This window comes from Thiomonas delicata, assembly GCF_900088825.1.
Taxonomy (GTDB): domain Bacteria; phylum Pseudomonadota; class Gammaproteobacteria; order Burkholderiales; family Burkholderiaceae_C; genus Thiomonas_A; species Thiomonas_A delicata.
On the sequence record NZ_LT592171.1, the window covers coordinates 349,610 to 369,712 of the forward strand.

Genomic DNA, 20,103 nt, shown 5'->3' on the forward strand with positions numbered 1-20,103 from the left:
AGAACTTTTTTGGTGCAATGCAACAATTTTCTGGAATCCAGAAAAAGCCAAAATAAAACAAAGGGTTGCCGATGCGGGATTGGCCGTTCCCGAATGTCGGGAATTCGCTGGCACCAGGGTTGCGGCGGGTGCCAGCGTGGCCGCGATTGCTGTGGCGCACCACGCAGGGTGCCGAGCCCGGGCAAGCCGGGGCCACGGGAGCTTTCCACGGTAACGGGCCATGGGCAATACACTCGATTCGCATGTTCCCCCCGTTCGCAACACGTCGCTGGCGCCAGCCCCAACCCTTGCAGGCCGAGGGTCCGCGCGCTGCCGCCCGGCTCACAGGAGTCATCCATGTCCAAGGCGGTTGATGCCGCAAGCGCCGCGTGGGTCGACGCGGCCATCACCGGCCGCCACTCGATGCGCCGTTTCCTCCCGGCCGAGGTGCCGCGCACGGTTCTCGAAGCGATCCTGCGCGTGGCCTCGCATGCACCGTCGGGCACCAACACCCAGCCGTGGCAGGTGCACGTGCTCACCGGCGCGGCGCGCCAGCGCCTGAGCGCGCGCATCGCGGCCGCTTACGACGATCCCGCGCAAGAGGCGCAGCACACCGAGGAGTACGCCTACTACCCGCGCCAGTGGGTGTCGCCGTACATCGACCGGCGCCGCAAGGTCGGCTGGGATCTGTACGGCCTGCTCGGCATCAAGAAGGGCGACAAGGCCGCCATGCACGCCCAGCATCGGCGCAACTACCTGTTCTTCGACGCCCCCGTGGGCCTGATCTTCACCATCGACCGCGTCATGGAGCTGGGCAGCTGGCTGGACTACGGCATGTTCCTGCAGAACATCATGGTCGCGGCGCGGGCGCGCGGGCTGGACACCTGCCCGCAGGCGGCGTTCTGCCAGTTCCACCGCATCATCGAGGACGAACTGGGCCTGGGTCCGCAGCAGCAGGTGGTGTGCGGCATGTCGCTGGGCTGGGCGGACCCGGCGGCGATCGAAAACACCCTGGTGACCGATCGTGTTCCGGTGGCCGAATTCGCGAGATTCCTGGCATGAACGCGCTGGCGTGGATCGGCGAGACCCGTATCGCCCAGGCTATCCAGGACGGCGCGTTCGACCACCTGCCCGGCGCGGGGCGGCCGCTGGACGTGCAGCCGCGCGACGCCCTGCTCGACGCGCAGAGCCGGCTCGCGCTGGACCTGCTCGAGCGTGCCGGCAAGCTGCGCGGCACGTCGGCCGAGCGCCAGCGCGAGCGCATGCAGCTGCGCCTGCTGTGGGCCGCCGCGCTGACGCGCAGGACCGAGGCGAGCGGACGCCGGCGCGTGCCGCGACAAGACGTGCAGCCATGATCATCGACTCGCTGCTCGACACCGATCTGTACAAGTTCACCATGATGCAGGTGGCGCTGCATCACTTTCCGGCGGCCCAGGTGGAATACCGCTTCACCTGCCGCACGCCGGGGCTGGACCTGGCGCGGCACATCGACGCCATCGAGCGCGAAATCGCCCATCTGTGCAGCCTGCGATTTCGTGCGAACGAACTGGATTACCTGCGCGGCCTGCGATTCATCAAGAGCGATTTCATCGACTTCCTCGGCTTGTTCCAGCTCAACCGCAAGGCGGTGCTGCTGGCGCCGGCGCGCGACGCGGCGGGGCGCGAGACCGGCGGCATCGACCTGCGCATCCAAGGCCCCTGGTTGCACACCATCCTGTTCGAGGTGCCGTTGCTGGCCATCGTCAACGAGGTCTACTTTCGCCACGCCGTGCCCGAGCCGGATCTGGATCTTGGCCGCAAGCGCCTGCAGGACAAGGCGGCCGCCTTGCGGCAGCCGGGCCTGGAGGGCGTGCGCATCGCCGACTACGGCACGCGCCGGCGCTATTCGAAACACTGGCACGACGAGGTCCTGCGCACGCTCAAAAGCAGCCTCGGCGCGCAGTTGGCGGGCACCAGCAATGTGATGTACGCCATGCGCCACGGGCTTACGCCGCTGGGCACCATGGCCCACGAGTACCTTCAGGCCTGCCAGGCGCTGGGTCCGCGCCTGCGCGACAGCCAGACCTTCGCCCTCGAGACCTGGGCGCAGGAATACCGCGGCGACCTGGGCATCGCGCTGTCGGACGTCTACGGCCTGCAGGCCTTCCTGCGCGACTTCGACCTGTACTTCTGCAAGCTGTTCGACGGTGCCCGGCACGACTCCGGCGACCCCGTCGCCTGGGGCGAGGCGCTCATCGCGCACTACCAGCGGCACCGCATCGATCCGCGCACCAAGACCCTCGTCTTCAGCGACGCGCTCACCGTGGAACGGGTGATCGAGCTGTACCGGCTCTTCCACGGCCGCGCCCAAGTCGCCTTCGGCATCGGCACCCACCTCACGCACGACCTGGGCCACGCCCCGGCGCAGATGGTGATCAAGATGGTGCGCTGCAACGGGCAGCCGGTGGCCAAGATCAGCGATTCGCCCGGCAAGAACCAGGTGCTGGACCCGGCCTACATCGCCTACCTGCGCGAAGTGTTCGACATCCCGCCCCAGGCGGTGCTGCCCGAGGCCGAGCCCGAGGGCGGTTGAAGCCGGTTTCGTGCCGGGCCGAGGCGCGCGGGCCGTGCGAACTCCTATCATCAACCCCATGGAGACCACCACAGCACGACAAGCCATTCTCGACCGCATACGCGCCCGCCAGCGGCGCGATGCACGGCTCAAACCCACCGAGCACCGCGCCGCCGAGGCCGACATCGCCAACCACCTGCGCGGTCCGCAGCCCGCGCTCGGTGACGACATGGTGCAGCGTTTCGCGCAGCAGGCCCAGGCGCTGCAGACCACGCTGGAGCATGTGGCCGATTGGGCGGCGGCGCCAGCCGCGGTGGCGGCCTACCTGCGCACCGGGGCGCTGCCGCTGGCCGCGGCGGTCTGGCCCGAGCTGGGCCAGCTGCCCTGGGCCGAGGCTGGGCTGGCGGCGCAGCTGCGCCGCGCGCACGACGCGGACGCGGTGGGCGTGACCGCCTGCTTCTGCGCCGTGGCCGAAACCGGCTCCCTGGTGCTGGCTTCGGGCCCGCAGACTCCGGCTTCGGTCCACCTCCTGCCGGAAACCCATGTCGCGCTGGTGCCGCGCAGCCGCATCCTGCCCACGCTGGAAGACGCCTTCGCGCTGTTGCGGGCCGAGCGCGGCGCCGTGCCGCGCGCGCTCAACATCGTGTCCGGGCCGTCGCGCACCGGCGACATCGAGCAGACCATCGTGCTGGGCGCCCACGGTCCGTACCGTGTGCATGTGGTGATCGTCGATGCGGCTTGACCGGGGTTCGCGGCTGTGCCTTCTGGGCGCGCTGCTGCTCGCGCCGGGCCTGTCGCAAGCCGCCGCGACCGTGGCGCATGGCGTCGATGCCGCCGCGCTGAGCCTGTGGTGGGGCCTGCCTTTCGCCGCCATGCTGCTGTCCATCGCCTTGCTGCCGCTGTTCGCGCCCGGACTGTGGCACCATCATCAAGGCAAGATCGCCGGCGGCTGGGCGTTGCTGTTCCTGCTGCCGTTTTCCGCCATCTACGGCGCAGGCGTCACCGCCGACGCGGCCCTGCACACGCTGCTGCAGGAATACCTGCCTTTCGTGCTGCTGCTCACCGCGCTTTACACCGTCAGCGGCGGCATCGCGGTGCGCGGCAATCTGCACGGCAGCCCGGCGCAGAACACCGCGCTGCTGGCGATCGGCACCGTGCTGGCCAGTGTCATGGGCACGACCGGCGCGGCCATGCTGATGGTGCGCCCGGTCATCCGCGCCAACGACGCGCGCAAGCACAACGCCCACGTGCTGGTGTTCTTCATCTTCCTGGTGGCCAACGCGGGCGGCGCGCTCACGCCGCTGGGCGATCCGCCCTTGTTTCTCGGCTTTCTCAAGGGCGTGGACTTTTTCTGGACCCTGCGCCACTTGTTCGCGCCGACGGCCTTGCTCTGCGCGTTGCTGCTGGCGGTGTTCTATCTGCTCGACCGCTGGTCCTGGCGGCGCGAGGACGAACGCAAACGGGTCGACCCCTCGCCCGACAGCCCCATCCGCATCATCGGCGCCTGGAACGTGCTGTGGCTGGCTGCCATCGTCGCCGCGGTGCTGCTCAGCGGCGTCTGGAAACCCGGCGTCGGCGTGCCGGTGTTCGGCCAGACGCTGGAGCTGCAGAACCTCGTGCGCGACGTTGCGCTGGTGGTCGTGGCCCTGCTGTCCCTGCGCACCACGCCGGTGGAGGCGCGCGAGGAGAACCACTTCAACTGGGGGCCGATGATCGAGGTGGGCAAGCTGTTCCTGGGCATCTTCCTCACCATCATCCCGGTCATCGCCATCCTGCGCGCGGGCGGCGACGGGGCGCTGGCCGGGCTGGTGCGCCTGACCAGCGATGCGCAAGGCCAGCCTGTCAGCGCCGCGTATTTCTGGCTCACCGGCTTGCTGTCCTCGTTTCTAGACAACGCGCCGACCTATCTGGTGTTCTTCAATCTGGCCGGCGGCGACGCGGCCCACCTCATGGCGCAGGCCACCACCCTGGTGGCCATTTCCGCCGGCGCCGTGTTCATGGGCGCGATGACCTATATCGGCAATGCGCCCAATTTCATGGTCAAGGCCATCGCCGAGCATCGCGGCGTGCGCATGCCCTCGTTTTTCGGCTATATGGGCTGGTCCTTCGCCGTGTTGCTGCCCGCCTTCGCCATCCTCGACCTGGTGTTCTTCCGATGAGTGCCCTCACAACCGAAACGCAGCGTCCGCGCGTGCTGGTGACGCGCGCGGTATTTCCGGACATCGTCACGCAGTTGGCGCGGGTCGCCGAGGTCGAGGCCACGCCGGACGACGCCATCCACACCCCCGCGCAACTGCGCCTGCGGTTGCGCGGCAAGCACGGGGCCTTCATCACCAACAGCGAGCGCATCGACGCGCAATTGCTCGATGCCTGTCCGGACCTGCGCGTGGTCAGCACCATGACCGTGGGGGTCGACCACATCGACCTCGCGGCCTGCGCGGCGCGCGGCGTGGTCGTCACCCACACGCCCGACGTGCTCACCGAAACCACGGCCGACTTCGGCATGGCCCTGCTGCTGGCCGCCGCGCGCCAGATGGGCGACGCCGAGCGCTACCTGCGCGCGGGCCAGTGGCGCAAATGGCGCTACGACCTGTTCGCCGGCAGCGACGTGCACGGCACCACGCTGGGCGTGGTCGGCATGGGGCGCATCGGTCAGGCCATCGCGCGGCGCGCGGCGCTGGGTTTCAACATGCGCGTGCTGTATCACAACCGCAGCCGCCTCGCGGCCGGCATCGAGCAGGACTGCCGCGCCGCCTACCGCACCCTGGACGAACTGCTGGCACAGAGCCAGCATGTGCTGCTCGCCTTGCCCTACAGTCCGGCCGCCCGCCACCTGATCGGCGCGCGCGAACTGGCACTCATGCCGCCCGGCAGCACGCTGGTGAACATCGCCCGCGGCGGCGTGGTCGACGAGGCCGCGCTGGCCGACGCCTTGCGCCGCGGCCACCTGGGCGCGGCGGGCCTGGATGTGTTCGAGGGCGAGCCGGCCATCAACCCCGTTCTGCTCGACGCCCCGCGCGTGGTGCTGACCCCGCACATCGCCAGCGCCTCCATTCCGACACGGCGCGCGATGGTGCAGCTCGCGGTGGACAACCTGATCGCCGTGCTGCAGGGTCGGTCCGCCATCACGCCCATTTCCGCCTGAAGCCAAGCCATGCCGCTCGATCTCGTGCTCCTGCTGGCCATGCTCCTGCTGCTCGTCGTCAGCATCGGGCTCGGCTGGGTCCTGCTGGGGCGGTTGCGGGCGCTGGAAGGCCTGCGCCAGGCGCTGGGCGCGGAGCTTGCTCCCCAGCTCGAGCGCCTGGAGCGCGAATTGCGCGGCGCCGTGCAGGCCAGCGGCCAGGGCTTGCGCACCGAACAGGCCGGGCAGCTCGCGCAGTTCCAGCAGATCCTGCTCAACCAGCAGGCCGAAAGCGCGCGCACCCAGAACACCCAGCTCGACGCCGTGAGCCAGCAGTTGCTCACGCTGCAGAAATTCGTCGGCGACACCCTGGTGCAGCAGGTGGGCGGCCTGACGCAATCCAACACCCAGAGCCTGCAGACCCTGCAGACCCGGCTCGACGCGCGCCTGGTCGAGCTGCGCAACGCCAGCGACCAGCGCCTGGCCGAAATGCGCGCCACGGTGGAGCAGCGCTTGCGCGAACTGCAGGCCGACAACGAGAAAAAACTGGAACAGATGCGCGCCACGGTGGACGAGAAACTCCACGCCACCCTGGAGCAGCGCCTGGGCGAGAGCTTCAAGCAGGTGGCCGAGCGCCTGGAGCTGGTGCACCGCGGCCTGGGCGAGATGCAGACCCTGGCGCAGGGCGTGGGCGACCTCCAGCGCGTGTTCTCCAACGTCAAGTCGCGCGGCGTGTTCGGTGAAATCCAGCTCGCCGGGCTGATCGAGCAGGTGTTCACGCCCGAGCAGTACGGCGTCAACGTCGAGACGGTGCCGGGCAGCGGCGCACGGGTGGAATACGCCATCCGCCTGCCGGGCAAGGGCGACGGGCCGCTGTGGCTGCCGATCGACGCCAAATTCCCGCGCGAGGACTACGAGCGCCTGCTCGACGCGCAGGAGCGCGTCGACAAGCCCGCCGCCGACGCCGCGGCCAAGGCGCTGGAGCAGCGCATCCGCGACGAGGCGCGCACCATCCAGAACAAATACATCGCCGCGCCCCACACCAGCGACTTCGGCATTCTGTTCCTCGCCACCGAGGGCTTGTACGCCGAGGCCTTGCGCCGCCCCGGCCTGGTGGAGGCGCTGCAGCGCGAGAACCGCGTCATGCTGGCCGGTCCCACCACCTTGCTGGCCCTGCTCAACAGCCTGCACATGGGGTTCCGCACCCTGGCGCTGGAGCAGCGCTCCACCGAGGTGTGGAAGGTGCTGGGTGCGGTGAAGACCGAATTCGCGAAATTCGGCGACGTGCTGGCCAAGACGCGCAAGAAGCTCGACGAAGCCAGCAACACCATCGGCGCGGCGGAAACCCGCACCCGCGCCATGCATCGCCAGCTTCGGCAGGTGGAGGCCTTGCCGGTCGAGCAGTCCCAATCTCTGCTGGGTTTGACCGAGGTCGACCCCGAGGACGCCGACGACGCGCTATAACTCCCGTACTCGGGCTGAAGCCCGTCACGAGGAGACATGCATGCAGCCGCAATCCATCAGCCTCGACGTTCTGGCGGAGAAATACGCCAAGGGCGACGAGCGCAGCGCAGCCCAGATCCAGGCCCGCGTGGCGCGCGCGCTCGCGGCGCATGAGGCTGATCCGGCGCGCCACGAGGCGGAGTTCCTGTCCGCCATGGAGGCAGGTTTCGTGCCGGCCGGGCGCATCATGTCGGCGGCGGGAACCGACATCCAGGCCACGCTGATCAACTGCTTCGTGCAGCCGGTGGGCGACTCGGTGTCCGACGACGTGGACGGCAAGCCCGGTATCTACAAGGCGCTGGCGCAGGCGGCCGAAACCATGCGCCGAGGCGGCGGCGTCGGCTACGACTTCAGCCGCATCCGCCCGTCCGGCGCCTACGTGAGCAGCACGCGTTCGCACGCCAGCGGGCCGCTGTCGTTCATGCGCGTGTTCGACGCCTCGTGCGAGACGGTGGAGTCCGCCGGCAGCCGGCGCGGCGCGCAGATGGGCGTGCTGCGCATCGACCATCCCGACATCGAAGCCTTCATCCACGCCAAGGACGCCGGGGCGTTCAAGAACTTCAACCTGTCGGTGGGTGTGAGCGACGCCTTCATGCACGCGCTGCAAAGCGGCGCGCAGGTCGACCTGGTGCACAAGGCCCGTCCCGGCGACGAGCAGCGCGCCGCAGGCGCCTACCAGCGCGGCGACGGCCTGTGGGTCTACCGCAGCGTACCGGCGCGCGAGTTGTGGGACGCCATCATGCGCTCCACCTACGACCACGCCGAGCCCGGCATCCTGTTCCTCGACACCGCCAACCGCGAGAATAACCTGTACTACTGCGAGACCTTCGAGGCCACCAACCCCTGCGCCGAGGAGTTCCTTCCGGACTACGGCTGCTGCTGCCTGGGTTCCATCGACCTCACCCGCTTCGTGCGCCAGCCCTTCATGCCGCAGGCCGGTTTCGACTTCGACGGGTTCCGCGCCGTGGCAAGCACCGCCGTGCGCATGCTCGACGATGTGCTCGACGCCACCTACTGGCCGCTTCCCGAGCAGCACGAGGAAGCGCGCAACAAGCGTCGCATCGGGCTGGGCTTCCTCGGCCTGGGCGACGCCTGCGTCATGCTGGGCCTGCGCTACGACACCCAGCCCGCGCGCGACTTCGCCGCCGAGGTGGCCCGCGTGCTGCGCGACGCCGCCTACGCGGCGTCGGTGCAACTGGCGCGCGAGAAGGGCGCCTTCCCCTTGTTCGACGCCGCCAAATTCCTCGCCGGCAGCTTCGCCCGCCGCCTGCCCGGCCCCTTGCGCGAAGCCATTGCCGCGCACGGCCTGCGCAACTCGCATCTGCTGGCCGTGGCGCCCACCGGCACCATCAGCCTGGCCTTCGCCGACAACGCCAGCAACGGCATCGAGCCGGCGTTCTCCTGGGTCTACACGCGCAAGAAACGCATGGCCGACGACACCACCCGCGACTATGAGGTGGCCGACCACGCCTGGCGCCTGTACCGCGAGCAGGGCGGCGACGTCAACGCGCTGCCGCCGCAGTTCGTCACTGCGCTGGAGATGTCGGCGCAGGACCACATGCGCATGCTCGCCGCGGTGCAGCCCTATATCGACACCAGCATCAGCAAGACGGTCAACGTGCCGGCCGACTACCCCTTCGCCGAATTCAAGGACCTCTATCTCGACGCCTGGACATCCGGCCTCAAGGGCTTGGCTACCTACCGCCCCAACACCGTGCTGGGCGCCGTGCTGCAGGCCGCGCCCAGCGCCGCCTCTGCCGCCACCGGCCTGCCGCCCGACATCGACCCGCTCACGCGCCGCATCGAGGGCCGGCCGCAGGGCGATTTGCAGGCCGTCACCGGCAAGGTCAGCTACATGACGCCCGAGGGGCGCAAAACCGTGTACCTGTCGATTTCCTTCGCCGAGGTGGAGGGCGTGGTCGGCGGCCAGCCTGTGCGCATCGAGCGGCCCATCGAGTTCTTCATGCCGGCCGGCCAGCGCGACGAAGGGCAGCAGTGGATCGCCTCCAATATGCGCCTGCTGTCGCTGGTGGCGCGCTCGGGCGGCTCGGTGGCCAAGTCCCTGCAGAACATGCGCGAGGTGGTGTGGGACAAGGGCCCGGTGCGCTGCGGCGAGGTCATCAAGGCCGACGGCAGCCGGGCGCCGCGCTTTCACCAGTCCGAAGTCGCGGCCATCGCCTACGCGCTGCAGGAAATGCTCATGCGCCGCGGTTTCCTGGACGAACAGGGCCGCGAGCAGACCCTGGCGGCGCTGGCGCAGCGCGCCAAGGCTCCCGACTCGCGGTGCATCGACCTCGAAACCCCGGGTGGCGCCCCCGACCTGCTGCCCGGCGGGCGCATCTGCCCCGACTGCGGCGGCCCCTTCCTGCGCCGCGTGGACGGCTGCGACCGCTGCGACAACTGCGGTTATCTGGGGAGCTGTGGGTGATCGGCGCATCGAACAAGTCGTGGGTTATTTGCGCGATTCACCTCGTCGGTCTCTCGCTGCGCGATCTGATGGGCCAAGGCATGAAATTGTGATAAGGAGAACCGTGGCTCGGCCTCCTTGCGAGACGTGCGCAATGGGCTTCACGACGAGAACCGCATGCACCAGCCGTTGGGATCGATGGTGCCGGCTACCAGGCGGCAGCTGCCCGTGCCAGGAGGTGTTTTGCCGGGGATGAAATACGCGCAGTCGCTGCATTTTTGGCCTTCATGGGGCTTTTTCTGGTAATGCACCGAAGCTTGACTGAGCATGCCGTCTTCCGCCCGTGCCTGATGGTTGGCCGGCATGGCATCCGTCGCTAGAACAGCCAGGAACAAGCCGCCGCCGCGCAAGAAAGTGCGGCGCTGCGGATTGTCGGTTTGAGGGTGTGGAACTGTGGGTTTCATACATCGGCTCCTGGATGGAGTGGGCCGGGCCGGGGCGGATGCGCCGGCCCGGTCGGGTTACTTGTGCACCACATCCGGCTCCATGGGCGCCAAAATGTTGAGCAACTGGTTTTGCAGGCCCAGGGGCACGTTGTTGCTGTTCATGGACTTTTGCAGATCTTCCACCAGGGCATTGAAATCGGCGGTTTTCAAATTCATGCCTCTGTGCGCCTGTTGCATGTTCAGGCCGGTGTACTTGCATGGGCCATCGGTGAGTTCGCAGATCTGGCTGACCAGCTCCATTTGCAGATGGGGAATGTTGGTCTTGGCGAAGTAGTGGTTGATGCGGTTGTCGGCCACCACGTTCGCGAGCATGTCATGCACGATCATGACGATGGCCGGCTTGCCGCCGAGCTGCTCATACAGCGTGGGGCCAGAGGCCATTTCGGCATGCGCGAAGGTGGGCAGCGCCATGGCGCAAGTCAGGACCACGCCGGCAAGATGGCGGGTGAGGTGGGGTGATTGCAGTTTCATGGGGATAACTCCTGGAAGACGTCAGATGCAGAGTGAGTTCGTAGGCATGTGTGATGCGTACGCGGCATACACGCCATGGATCAGAATGTGGCGTTGAGCGACAAATACACGCCCTTATTGCTAGCCTGGAAGGGCAACGGCCCCAGATCGGCGTAGGCGGCGGTGAGCGACAGGCTCTTGTTGGGGAAGTAGGCGATGAACACGTCTTTCATCGTGCCGGGCGATCCGATGGTGGTCGCCGCGGCGTTGGTGGGGTACCTCATGCTGTCGGGCTGCTGGCGGACCTCACCGCCCAGGGCTACGTTGGGGCGCAGGAATACAGCCGCCGAAGCCTCGAGTTCGGCGTGGTAGCTGTTGTCGCTCTTGGTGCCGAGCGCGCCGGCGATGCCGTTATTGCTGTTCGTGCCGAAGCCCAGCAGACCCATGGCGTTGGCCTTGGTGCCTCGCACGGTCAGGTTGACCAGGGTGACGCGGTGGAAGACGCCGTTCAAGAACACCTTGGTGGCGGCGACGTAAAAGTCGGTGCCGGAGTCACTCGCGGCACCCAGGAATTTGGGGATGCCGATCGGCCCGAGACCGGAGAAGTTGCTGTTGAAATCATTGTTTTTTTTGTACTTGATGCCCACTGAGACCTGGGGGTAAGGCGTATACAGGATGTCCCCGAACAGTCGGGCCTTCAAGCCCAGCACATCCATGCTGATGGTCTGGTTGCCCAAGTTGATGATGGGGCTTGGAGTGGCTACGACACCAAGGCCGCCAGCCTGGTTGCCCAGCACGCTGAGGTTTGACAGGCCGCCCAGATTGACGTTGAGCACTTCGTGGGCCACGGAGATTTCTAGGCGGTTGTGGATGCCCACAGAGGCGCCCAGCGAACTCAACGAGTAGTTGGGCACGCGCACGAAGGTGCCAGAGGCCGAACCGCCGATTTCGTCCCCCGTGTCGTAGCCGGAAATTACCGCCCATGGCACGATGCCTCCGCCGGTCGATCCGCCAACTTCGGTGACGCCGCTGGTGGCCAACAAGCGACTACCCTGTGCGTGCGCAAAACTCGACATCCCGAACACGCCAAGTCCCGCAATGGCCGTGGCGGCCAGGGTTTTCTTCCAGCGATTTGCTTCCATATTCCCGCTCCTAATTGTCAGTGGTTGCCCTCCCCCGGCAGGGAAGTGGACCGTGCGCGATAACCGCTCGAGGGTTTGTTTCCGAGCACGATGTTGGGCATACGCACGGCGAGCGGCGCTGGATTCAAGATCGGCGTCTCCAGCGCGCGCAAATGTGAAGAGTTGTGAGCGCACGCCCTGCTAGCCAGGCTGTGTGTTCCAGGGGCTCAAGTTCTGGCTGGATGCGTCGTTGTCTCATGTGTTCTTGTTGTTAGTTAAATGGAAAAAATTCATATCGTTGGATTTAAATTGATCATTAATTTAAAAAAACAACATAAAGTGTGATGAAATCGGTAGCGGCCTTGTGGCGTTGCGGAAAAAATGGATACAGAGCCTCCTTTGTCTTCGGCGGCTCAGGTGATGTCCCTTATGGCGCCAAGAAGGGTGAGGTTTGATGGTTGCGGCCTGAACCGTGGAGTTCAGGGCGCATGGTTGTTCACCAGATCAAAACAACAATCCAAGAGGTTTTTTCATGAGGCGGATATTTTGAAATCCGCGCCCAGGCTGTCGTTTGCGCGTGTGTCCCAGGCTTACGGAGACGAGGTCGCCGCGCTGCTGCGCAAGGCGCAGGGCCGGCTTCACGAGGCGGTCGCGTCCTTCGTCGAGGAGTTCCACCAAGGGCTGACGCAGGCGTCGCCGGGCGGCACAATTCTCGGTTGTCTGAACAGCGAGGAACTCGCCAGCGTCAGGCGCAAGCAAGCCGAGCATTGGGACATGCTGCTGTCGCCGACGCTGACACCCGAGGTTCATTACGAACGTGCGCTGCACGTCGGTCGCGTGCATGAGATGGTGGGTGTCGATCTGCCTTCGTTGATCGACGGCTACGGCCTGTATCACCAAAGTATGCACGCGGCGCTGGCGGGGTGTGGGCTTGATGTCGGCGAACAAAAGCGCCTGGCCGAGGCACTGCGTCAGCGCTTGTCGCTCGACACCGAAGCGCGCCTGGTCAGCCACTCGAGCGTGGAGGCCGAAACGGTGGCGACCCTGATCGCCGTGAGCAAGGCCATCCGCGAGGCCAGCCATTTGTCGGATTTGCTGCACGGCGCCATCGGCGCGTTGTCCACGTTGGACGGCATTCTGGCCTGCGTGTTTTCGCGCCCCGATGCGCAAGGCTTGTTGCAGATCGAGGCGTTCGGCGGCGAAGCGGGCCGGGAGTATGCCGACGCCATGCAAAGGCACCAGGCGCCCCTGGTGAACACCTCGGTGGATACGGTATCGGGGAAGGGGCCGGCGGGGCGCGCCTGGCAAACGGCGGAGATTCAAATCGCGGATACCTACGGGGCGGATGCGCATTTGCGCCCCTGGCAGGCCGACGGCATACGCCTTGGATTTCGATCGACCGCTGCGCTACCGCTGCTTGATGACGACGGCCAGTCTTTCGCCGTCATGGCCGTCTACAGCCGCTGGCCGGGTTTTTTTCGCGCACCCCAGCGGCAGTTGCTGCTGCGGCACGTGCAACAGGTTCTCAGCCATGCGGTGCTGCGCTGCGAACAGGGCTTGGTGATCCCGGCGGACTTGCGCCGCAAGTACCGGCAGCGGGTCGAGGAGGGGGCGGTGCGCATGCTGTACCAGCCCATCATCGACTTGCGCAACGGCCAGGTGCATCACGTGGAGGCGCTGGCGCGGATCGAGTCGGCGCAGGGCGAACTCATCATGCCGGGCGATTTTCTTCCCGCGCTCGGCAAGGCCGGCCTGCTCAGCCTGTTCCAGGCGGGCCTGGAGCAGATCTGCCGCGACAGGCGGGCGTGGCTGGACATGGGGCTGGACATTCCCGTGGCCATCAATCTGCCGCCCGACGGGCTGACCCAGGACGCGTACCGGGACATCTTGTTCGAGACCTTGTCGCGCTGGGACTTGCCGCCGACGCATGTGATGCTGGAAATTCTGGAGACGCAGGATCCCGCGGACACCCTCAAGCGCGACGCGCGCATCGCGGAGTTTCAGCGCTGCGGCATCCAGATCACGCAGGACGATCTGGGGTCCGGGCACAGTTCGCTGCTGCGCATGCACCGGGTGCCGTTCGATGCCGTGAAGATCGACCAGGGCCTGGTGCGCAACGCGCTGGAAAAACCCATGCGCGCGCTGGAGTTCATCCACCATCTCACCGCGCTTGCGCACGCCTTCGACATTCCCGTGACCGTCGAAGGCCTGGAGAACGAAGGCCTGATCGAAGCGGTGGCGATACTCGGCGCCGACCGCGGCCAGGGCTACGGCTTTGCCCAGCCCATGCCGGGGGAACAACTCTACGCCTGGCGCCGTGATTTCGAGGCGGCCATCAATATCCGCCAGCCGCGCACGGCGCTGGGGGCTCTGGCGAGCTGCCTGCTGTGGGACCGCCAGCTCACGGCGCTCAGCGGGTGGCCGGACATGGTGGAAACCTTCGTGCGCACGCCATGCACGCTGCGGAACTACCTGGATCGGCTCGATCCGCCCGCCCCGCAACTGGTTGCCCTGCTGGAGCGCAACCGGGCATGCGCGGTGCAGGGCGCGAAGAGCTCCATGTACCGCCGCACGCGCCAGGAGCTCATCACCAGGCTCAGCCGGGACTGGGTGGACAACGGCCGCGCGGGCTATTGATTGGGCTCTTAAACAGTCTCAGGCGGCGCATTTGACGTGTGTGTCGCTGAACGCATACGAGGCGAATCGCACGCACGGTCTCCGACCATCCACAGCGGTTCACGCGCTTGGTCGCCCTGGCCTGATGTGGTGCGCAAACAGGTTGACGTGAGCCCTCAGAAACTCGAGAAATGCCGATGCCACCACGGATGGTCGCTTTTCTTTCGATCTGACGAGGTACCAGGACCGTCGGATTGGAAAACCCCCCGGCGGCCACCCAAACTGCCCCACTTCTGGCCACCCAAACTGCTCCACCTGGCCGGGGTGATCTGAGCCGCTGATCGCGGCGACGGCGACCACCTCGGGGCCAGCCGGCAGGACGTTACTTTCCACTCCCTCAACGTCGAGGGAGAGGCACGGGAGTGAACGTCTTGAAGCCGCATCTGCAAACCACCATTCGCACGCTGCTGGAGGCCGGCGCCACGCAGCGAGAGATCGAGCGCGTCACCGGCATCTCGCGCCACACCATCCGGGCCTGGCAGCATCGATTCACCGAGGAGTCCGAGGCAAACTGCTCCGGGGTGGCCACCGGCTCGCAGGAGCAAACTGCTCCACCCCGGCCACCGGCGCCGACCGCCACGACGACGTCGCTGTGCGAGCCGCACCGGACCTTCATCGAGGCCCAGCTGCGCCTCAAGCGCAACGCCACCGCGATCTACCAGGACCTGGTCGACCAGTTCGGCTTCGCCGGCCACTACAACTCGGTCAAGCGCTTCGTCGCCCGGCTCAAGGTCCGCGAGCCCGAGCAGTTCGACCGCCTGGAGTTCGCCCCCGGCGAGGAGATGCAGGTCGATTACGGCGAGGGCGCCCTCACGCGCGTGCCCGGCACCGCCCGCTACCGCCGCCCGCGCCTGTTCGTGGCCACGTTGCGCTATTCCCGGCGCAGCTTCCGCCGCGTGGTCTGGAAGTCCAGTCAGCAGGTCTGGGCCGAGCTGCACGAGCAGGCCTGGCGCTACTTCGGAGGCTCGGCCCACTACGTCGTGCTCGATAACCTCAAGGAGGGCGTGCTCAAGCCCGACCTGTACGAGCCCGAGCTCAACAAGGTCTACGCCGCCACGCTGGCGCATTACGGGGTCGTCGCCGACCCGGCGCGGGTGCGCGACCCCAACCGCAAGGGCAGCGTCGAGAACGCCATCGGCCACACCCAGGCCACGGCCCTCAAGGGTCGGCGCTTCGAGAGCATCGAGGAGCAGAACGCCTTTCTGGAGCACTGGGAGACCAAGTGGGCGGCGCCGCGCATCCACGGCAGCGCGCGCCGGCAGGTGCAGGCCATGTTCGAGGAGGAGAGAGCCCACCTGCAGCCGCTGCCGGTGCTGGGCATGCAGTACTTCACCGAGGTCGAGCGCACCGTCGCCGACGACAGCTGCGTGCGCGTCGACCACTGCAGCTACGCCGCCCGTCCGGCGCGCATCGGCACCCAGGTGCTGGTGCGCATCTATGCCCGGCGCATCGAGATCCGCGACCTCAAGACCCAGGAGCTGCTGCGCACCCATGACCGCGCCGAGCACCCCGGCACCGTGGTCCTGCCCGCCGAGGAGCGCGTGTTCAACCCCTCGCGCGAGACCCGCCGCATCCTGGCCCAGGCGCGCGCCATCGGGGCCGAGGCCCTGCGCCTGTGCGAGCTGCTGTTCGCCGTCGAAGGCCGCGTGGGCCAGCGCAAGCTCTGGGGCATCGTCTCGCTGGCCGGGCGCTATCCGCGCCGCCTCGTTGATGCCGCCTGCGCCGCCGCCCTGGCCGACGGGGTCTACAGCTACCGCCATGTCAAGGCGCTGACCGAGCGCCTCGTCACCGAGGCCCTGCAGGCCCTCGACCGCGGCCCGACCGCCGAGCCCCTGACCCAGCAGCACGAACTGATCCGCCCGGCCGAGGAGTACGCCGATCTGTTCGCCCGCGCCGCCGCCGAATCCCTCAACCATGAACGGAGCCCCCAGCATGACCCTCAATGAGATCGAACGCACCCTGCGCGAGCTGCGCCTCTCGGGCATCGCCGACACCCTGTCCACCCGCGTGCTGCAGGCGCAGAGCAGCCAGGAGCCGTTCCTGGCCACCCTGGGCGCCATGCTGCAGGACGAGCTCGACCGGCGCCACTCGCGCCTGACCGAGCGGCGCTTCAAACAATCGCGTCTCGACGAGAAGGCCACCCTGGCCGACTTCGACTGGCGCTTCAACCCCAAGCTGCCGCGCGCGGCCTGCTTCGAGCTGCATACCCTCAAGTTCATCGGCGACGGCGCCAACGCCCTGATCGTCGGCAAGCCCGGCACCGGCAAGAGTCACGTCGCCAAGGCCGTGGCCTACCAGGCCACCCTGCAAGGCTTCGACGTGCGCTACGTCGAGGCCGACACCGAGTTCGCCCACTACGCCCTGGCCAGCACCCAGGAGCAGGCCGCGCTGCTGCGCGCCTGGGTCGAGCCCGACCTGCTCGTGCTCGACGACCTGTTCCTCGCCCGGCGCATCGGCGACGCCGCGGCCGAGCTGCTGCAGGCCATCGTCCACCAGCGCTACAAGCATCGCCGATCCATCGTCGTGACCTCCAACCGCGTCGTGCAGGACTGGGGCCGCTACCTCGGCGACGCCACCATGGCCACCACCATCCTCGACCGCCTCATGCACCGCGCCACCATGCTCGAGTTCGAGGGTCGCAGCTACCGCCTCAAGGAGGCCGCCGCACGCATCGCCGTCACCGCCGATGCCTCATAATCCAGCCGTCCTGCCTGGAGCAGTTTGACCGGCCAAAGGTGGAGCAGTTTGACCTGACCATCGGGGGAAAACCTTCCACATCAAGAATACAGACCTCGTTACGCAGATGATCGTCGCCGATCGTGCTGTCCGAAAGGACGGCGAGGCCCAAGCCGCCGACCACAGCCTGTTTGATGGCTTCATTACTTCCCAATTCCATGCGAACGCGCAGAGGTACGCCGCGTTCCTCAAACAGGCGTTCCATCGTCAAACGAGTGCCGGAACCACGTTCGCGAACAAGAAAGTCCTCCCGAGCAATTTCAGCGAAGCGAACGGTACGTCCCAAATGCGCCAGTTTGTGTGACGCGGGGGCCAAGACGACGAGCGAGTTGTCTAGAAAAGGCTCGCACTCAATATCCATGCCATCTGGCGGTACACCCATGACATAGATGTCGTCCTGATTGCGCGCCAGGCGTTCGAGCAGCCGGTCGCGATTGATGACTTCCAAAGAAATGTCGATGCCTGGATATTGTGCGCAGAAGGGGCCAAGCAACCGGGGCATGAAGTATTTGGTCGTGGTCACTGCAGCGATCCGCAGTCGCCCTTTCTTCACCCCTTTGAGATCCGCAATTGTTGATTCATTTCCAAAACTGGGCCATTTGGGGACGCGTTCACGTTGAAATCTGAGCCACGTTGCCGCTCTATCGTGCTGAGTTTTTCAGCACAGGGGAGCAGGAGTGATCAACGTGAGCACATTGAGCAAGTTGCGCCGCCTCGTGCTGAGGCAGGACGTGTCGGTGCGCGAGGCCAGCCGCAGGCTGGGCATCTCGCGCAACACAGCCACCAAGTGGCTCAAAGATGGTCAGATGACCGAGCCCAGATACCCTCAACGGGTGTCAGGTCCCAGCATCCTGGATCCGTACAAGGAGCAGTTGAGCCAGTGGCTCAAAGCCGATAGCCATCGCAGCAAACGCGATCGGCGCGGGATCAAGGCGATGTTTGAAGCGCTGCGGGCGCAGGGCTACAGCGGCAGCCGGGGGCCGGTGTACACATTTGCCCAGCGCTGGCAGCAAGAGCAAGGCAACGCGGCACGCGGCGCGGGGTTTATACCGCTGAGCTTCGAGTTGGGCGAGGCGTTCCAGTTCGACTGGAGCTGCGAGTACCTCTTCATCGGTGGGCTGCGTCGCCGCCTGGAGGTGGCACACACCAAGCTGGCGGCCAGTCGTGCCTTCTGCCTGGTGGCGTACTACAGCCAGGCGCACGAGATGCTGTTCGATGCGCACGCGCGCGCGTTCGCTCTCTTCGGTGGCGTGCCCCGGCGGGGCATCTACGACAACATGAAGACGGCGGTGGACAAGGTCGGCCAGGGCAAGCAGCGCAGCGTCAACGCGCGCTTTGAGGCCATGACCGGGCACTATCTGTTCGAGCCGGAGTTCTGCAACCGGGCCGCCGGCTGGGAGAAGGGGGTCGTCGAGAAGAATGTTCAGGATCGGCGCAAGGACATCTGGCGCGAGGCCAGTGAACGGCGCTGGGGATCGCTTGGCGAGTTCAACGACTGGTTGCAGCAGGCCTGTGTGAAGGCCTGGGCCGAGATGAGCCACCCTGAATGGACGCAGCTCACGGTGGCCGATGTCTGGCAGGACGAACGGGTTCGCCTCATGCCCAACCCCCGAGCGTTTGATGGCTATGTGGAGCAGCCGGTTCGGGTCTCTGCCACTTCGCTGATCCACTTCCAGCGCAACCGCTATAGCGTGCCGTGCGAATGGATCCACGCGGTGGTCAGCTTGCGGGCCTATGCCGATGGTCTGCTGGTGGTCGGGCCTGACGGGCGACAGGTGCGCCTGGCGCGCAGCTTCGAGCGGGATCAGACGCTCTACGACTGGATGCACTACATCGCGCTGATCGAGCGCAAGCCCGGCGGGCTGCGTAACGGCGCACCCTTCAAGACCATGCCCGAACCCCTGCAGGAGCTGCAGCGCCAGTTGCTGCGCCACAGCGGTGGTGACAGGGTGATGGCGCAGGTGCTCATGGGCGTGAGCCTGCACGGCTTGGAGGCCGTGTTGGTGGCGGTGGAGCTGGCGCTGCAGTCCGGGCGGGTGAGTGCCGAGCATGTGCTCAACGTGCTATCGCGCTTGCAGGAGCAGCGCATGCCCGAGCCACCTGTGGCCACGAGGCTCACGCTCAACACGCCGCCACTGGCCAACCTGCAGCGTTACGACGCACTGCGCAGCCTCCCGCTTCACGAGGCTTCACCGGAGTCCGACCATGCATGACGTCATGGATGCCTTCAAGGCGCTGGGCTTGCATGGCATGGCCAGTGCATGGCCGGAGGTGCTGGGAACCGCCCGCATGAAGTCGCTTGATCACGAGGCCGTGCTGCACCAGCTCATCAAGGCCGAGACCGCGCAGCGCGAGGTGCGCTCCATGGCTTACCAGATGCGCGTGGCGCGGTTCCCATCGCACCGCGATCTCGCTGGCTTTGACTTTGCTCACACGCCAATCGATGAGGCGTTGGTGCGCCAGCTGCACACCCTTGGCTTCGTGGACTCGGCGCACAACGTGGTGCTGGTCGGCGGCCCCGGAACGGGCAAAACCCACCTGGCCACGAGCCTGGGAATCGAGGCCATCCGCATGCATGGCAAGCGGGTGCGCTTCTTCTCCACGGTGGAGCTGGTCAATGCCCTGGAGCTGGAGAAGGCGCAGAACAAGTCTGGGCAAATGGCACACCGGCTGATGTACGTCGATCTGGTGATCCTGGATGAACTGGGCTACCTGCCGTTCACGCAATCAGGCGGCGCGATGCTGTTCCACCTGCTCTCCAAACTGTACGAGCGAACGAGCGTGGTGATCACCACCAACCTCACCTTCTCGGAATGGAGCAGCGTCTTCGGCGACGCCAAGATGACCACGGCTTTGCTCGACCGCCTCACGCACCACTGCCACATCGTGGAGACCGGCAATGAGAGCTGGCGATTCAAGCATTCCAGTGCCGCTGGCGCGGCACCACCAAAGCCACGCGGCAAAGCGCAGAAAGGAGATCGAAAAACAGCAGACCCGATAGACTTATCCACAACCGAGTAGCCAAAACATCCATCAACCCAGTGGCTCAGCAT

Annotated in this window: 17 protein-coding genes; 13 read left to right on the forward strand and 4 right to left on the reverse strand. The window is 66.5% G+C overall.

What is annotated here, in order from left to right; all coding sequences use genetic code 11:
• The first annotated feature begins 336 nt into the window (after positions 1 to 336).
• Genes THIARS_RS11155 through THIARS_RS11190 form a run of 8 tightly spaced genes read left to right on the forward strand, consistent with a single transcriptional unit; the run spans position 337 to position 9,582 of the window.
• Positions 337 to 1,041 carry a nitroreductase gene (locus THIARS_RS11155; protein WP_094161008.1) on the forward strand — a complete coding sequence of 235 codons (705 nt, stop codon included), beginning with the start codon at positions 337 to 339 and terminating at the stop codon, positions 1,039 to 1,041.
• Positions 1,038 to 1,334 (forward strand): DnaJ family domain-containing protein, encoded by a 297-nt coding sequence (locus THIARS_RS11160; protein WP_094161009.1) that lies wholly within the window; start codon positions 1,038 to 1,040, stop codon positions 1,332 to 1,334. Before THIARS_RS11155 ends, THIARS_RS11160 begins: the two co-directional genes overlap by 4 nt.
• Positions 1,331 to 2,551: a nicotinate phosphoribosyltransferase gene (gene pncB / locus THIARS_RS11165; RefSeq protein ID WP_094161010.1), complete on the forward strand. Its 1,221-nt coding sequence runs from the start codon at positions 1,331 to 1,333 to the stop codon at positions 2,549 to 2,551. Before THIARS_RS11160 ends, pncB begins: the two co-directional genes overlap by 4 nt.
• Before the next feature lie 58 nt (positions 2,552 to 2,609).
• Entirely contained in the window at positions 2,610 to 3,272 is a 663-nt protein-coding gene (locus tag THIARS_RS11170) for a LutC/YkgG family protein (protein ID WP_094161011.1), read from the forward strand.
• A complete protein-coding gene (locus tag THIARS_RS11175) occupies positions 3,262 to 4,689 on the forward strand; it encodes a sodium:proton antiporter (protein WP_094161012.1) in 1,428 nt (475 codons plus the stop codon). The genes THIARS_RS11170 and THIARS_RS11175 overlap by 11 nt, the downstream gene beginning before the upstream one ends.
• Positions 4,686 to 5,675 (forward strand): 2-hydroxyacid dehydrogenase, encoded by a 990-nt coding sequence (locus THIARS_RS11180; RefSeq protein ID WP_094161013.1) that lies wholly within the window; start codon positions 4,686 to 4,688, stop codon positions 5,673 to 5,675. Before THIARS_RS11175 ends, THIARS_RS11180 begins: the two co-directional genes overlap by 4 nt.
• A gap of 9 nt (positions 5,676 to 5,684) precedes the next feature.
• Positions 5,685 to 7,115, forward strand: coding sequence for a DNA recombination protein RmuC (locus THIARS_RS11185; protein ID WP_094161014.1), 1,431 nt, complete (start codon positions 5,685 to 5,687; stop codon positions 7,113 to 7,115).
• Between the two features lie 40 nt (positions 7,116 to 7,155).
• Positions 7,156 to 9,582 (forward strand): adenosylcobalamin-dependent ribonucleoside-diphosphate reductase, encoded by a 2,427-nt coding sequence (locus tag THIARS_RS11190; RefSeq protein WP_094161015.1) that lies wholly within the window; start codon positions 7,156 to 7,158, stop codon positions 9,580 to 9,582.
• A 140-nt stretch (positions 9,583 to 9,722) separates the two neighbouring features.
• Here THIARS_RS11190 and THIARS_RS11195 read toward each other — a convergent pair whose 3' ends face one another.
• The 3 genes from THIARS_RS11195 to THIARS_RS11205 form a co-directional block, all read right to left on the reverse strand.
• On the reverse strand, positions 9,723 to 10,025 hold the full coding sequence (locus tag THIARS_RS11195; RefSeq protein WP_094161016.1) for a high-potential iron-sulfur protein: 303 nt from the start codon (positions 10,023 to 10,025) through the stop codon (positions 9,723 to 9,725).
• A 57-nt stretch (positions 10,026 to 10,082) separates the two neighbouring features.
• Positions 10,083 to 10,538, reverse strand: a complete 456-nt coding sequence (locus tag THIARS_RS11200; RefSeq protein WP_094161017.1) for a group I truncated hemoglobin — start codon at positions 10,536 to 10,538, stop codon at positions 10,083 to 10,085.
• 80 nt (positions 10,539 to 10,618) lie between these two features.
• Complete coding sequence (locus THIARS_RS11205; RefSeq protein WP_094161018.1) at positions 10,619 to 11,659, reverse strand: DUF3034 family protein; 1,041 nt, start codon at positions 11,657 to 11,659, stop codon at positions 10,619 to 10,621.
• A gap of 558 nt (positions 11,660 to 12,217) precedes the next feature.
• Here THIARS_RS11205 and THIARS_RS11210 point away from each other — a divergent pair.
• The 3 genes from THIARS_RS11210 to istB (THIARS_RS11220) all read left to right on the forward strand — a co-directional run bounded on the left by THIARS_RS11210 (position 12,218) and on the right by istB (THIARS_RS11220) (position 17,011).
• Positions 12,218 to 14,275, forward strand: a complete 2,058-nt coding sequence (locus THIARS_RS11210; RefSeq protein ID WP_186436665.1) for an EAL domain-containing protein — start codon at positions 12,218 to 12,220, stop codon at positions 14,273 to 14,275.
• 401 nt (positions 14,276 to 14,676) lie between these two features.
• Positions 14,677 to 16,260, forward strand: coding sequence for an IS21 family transposase (istA, locus tag THIARS_RS11215; RefSeq protein ID WP_094158951.1), 1,584 nt, complete (start codon positions 14,677 to 14,679; stop codon positions 16,258 to 16,260).
• On the forward strand, positions 16,247 to 17,011 hold the full coding sequence (gene istB, locus THIARS_RS11220; RefSeq protein ID WP_094158950.1) for an IS21-like element helper ATPase IstB: 765 nt from the start codon (positions 16,247 to 16,249) through the stop codon (positions 17,009 to 17,011). Before istA (THIARS_RS11215) ends, istB (THIARS_RS11220) begins: the two co-directional genes overlap by 14 nt.
• On the opposite strand, the gene THIARS_RS11225 is transcribed toward istB (THIARS_RS11220), so the two are convergent.
• Positions 16,992 to 17,603 (reverse strand): LysR substrate-binding domain-containing protein, encoded by a 612-nt coding sequence (locus THIARS_RS11225; protein WP_281254203.1) that lies wholly within the window; start codon positions 17,601 to 17,603, stop codon positions 16,992 to 16,994. The two genes, istB (THIARS_RS11220) and THIARS_RS11225, sit on opposite strands and share 20 nt — an antisense overlap.
• Positions 17,604 to 17,736: 133 nt before the next feature.
• On the opposite strand from THIARS_RS11225, the gene istA (THIARS_RS11230) reads away from it, so the two are divergent.
• Entirely contained in the window at positions 17,737 to 19,263 is a 1,527-nt protein-coding gene (gene istA, locus THIARS_RS11230) for an IS21 family transposase (RefSeq protein WP_094158949.1), read from the forward strand.
• The gene (istB, locus tag THIARS_RS11235) at positions 19,256 to 20,071 is read left to right on the forward strand and encodes an IS21-like element helper ATPase IstB (protein ID WP_094158948.1); all 816 of its coding nucleotides are present in this window, start codon (positions 19,256 to 19,258) and stop codon (positions 20,069 to 20,071) included. Before istA (THIARS_RS11230) ends, istB (THIARS_RS11235) begins: the two co-directional genes overlap by 8 nt.
• The last annotated feature ends 32 nt before the right edge of the window (positions 20,072 to 20,103 follow it).

Bases quoted from the DNA above. Each gene is read 5' to 3' on its own strand.
- THIARS_RS11155 (WP_094161008.1), top strand. From the start codon at position 337: ATGTCCAAGGCGGTTGATGCCGCAAGCGCCGCGTGGGTCGACGCGGCC.
- THIARS_RS11160 (WP_094161009.1), top strand. From the start codon at position 1,038: ATGAACGCGCTGGCGTGGATCGGCGAGACCCGTATCGCCCAGGCTATC.
- pncB (WP_094161010.1), top strand. From the start codon at position 1,331: ATGATCATCGACTCGCTGCTCGACACCGATCTGTACAAGTTCACCATG.
- THIARS_RS11170 (WP_094161011.1), top strand. From the start codon at position 2,610: ATGGAGACCACCACAGCACGACAAGCCATTCTCGACCGCATACGCGCC.
- THIARS_RS11175 (WP_094161012.1), top strand. From the start codon at position 3,262: ATGCGGCTTGACCGGGGTTCGCGGCTGTGCCTTCTGGGCGCGCTGCTG.
- THIARS_RS11180 (WP_094161013.1), top strand. From the start codon at position 4,686: ATGAGTGCCCTCACAACCGAAACGCAGCGTCCGCGCGTGCTGGTGACG.
- THIARS_RS11185 (WP_094161014.1), top strand. From the start codon at position 5,685: ATGCCGCTCGATCTCGTGCTCCTGCTGGCCATGCTCCTGCTGCTCGTC.
- THIARS_RS11190 (WP_094161015.1), top strand. From the start codon at position 7,156: ATGCAGCCGCAATCCATCAGCCTCGACGTTCTGGCGGAGAAATACGCC.
- THIARS_RS11195 (WP_094161016.1), bottom strand. From the start codon at position 10,025: ATGAAACCCACAGTTCCACACCCTCAAACCGACAATCCGCAGCGCCGC.
- THIARS_RS11200 (WP_094161017.1), bottom strand. From the start codon at position 10,538: ATGAAACTGCAATCACCCCACCTCACCCGCCATCTTGCCGGCGTGGTC.
- THIARS_RS11205 (WP_094161018.1), bottom strand. From the start codon at position 11,659: ATGGAAGCAAATCGCTGGAAGAAAACCCTGGCCGCCACGGCCATTGCG.
- istB (WP_094158950.1), top strand. From the start codon at position 16,247: ATGACCCTCAATGAGATCGAACGCACCCTGCGCGAGCTGCGCCTCTCG.
- istB (WP_094158948.1), top strand. From the start codon at position 19,256: ATGCATGACGTCATGGATGCCTTCAAGGCGCTGGGCTTGCATGGCATG.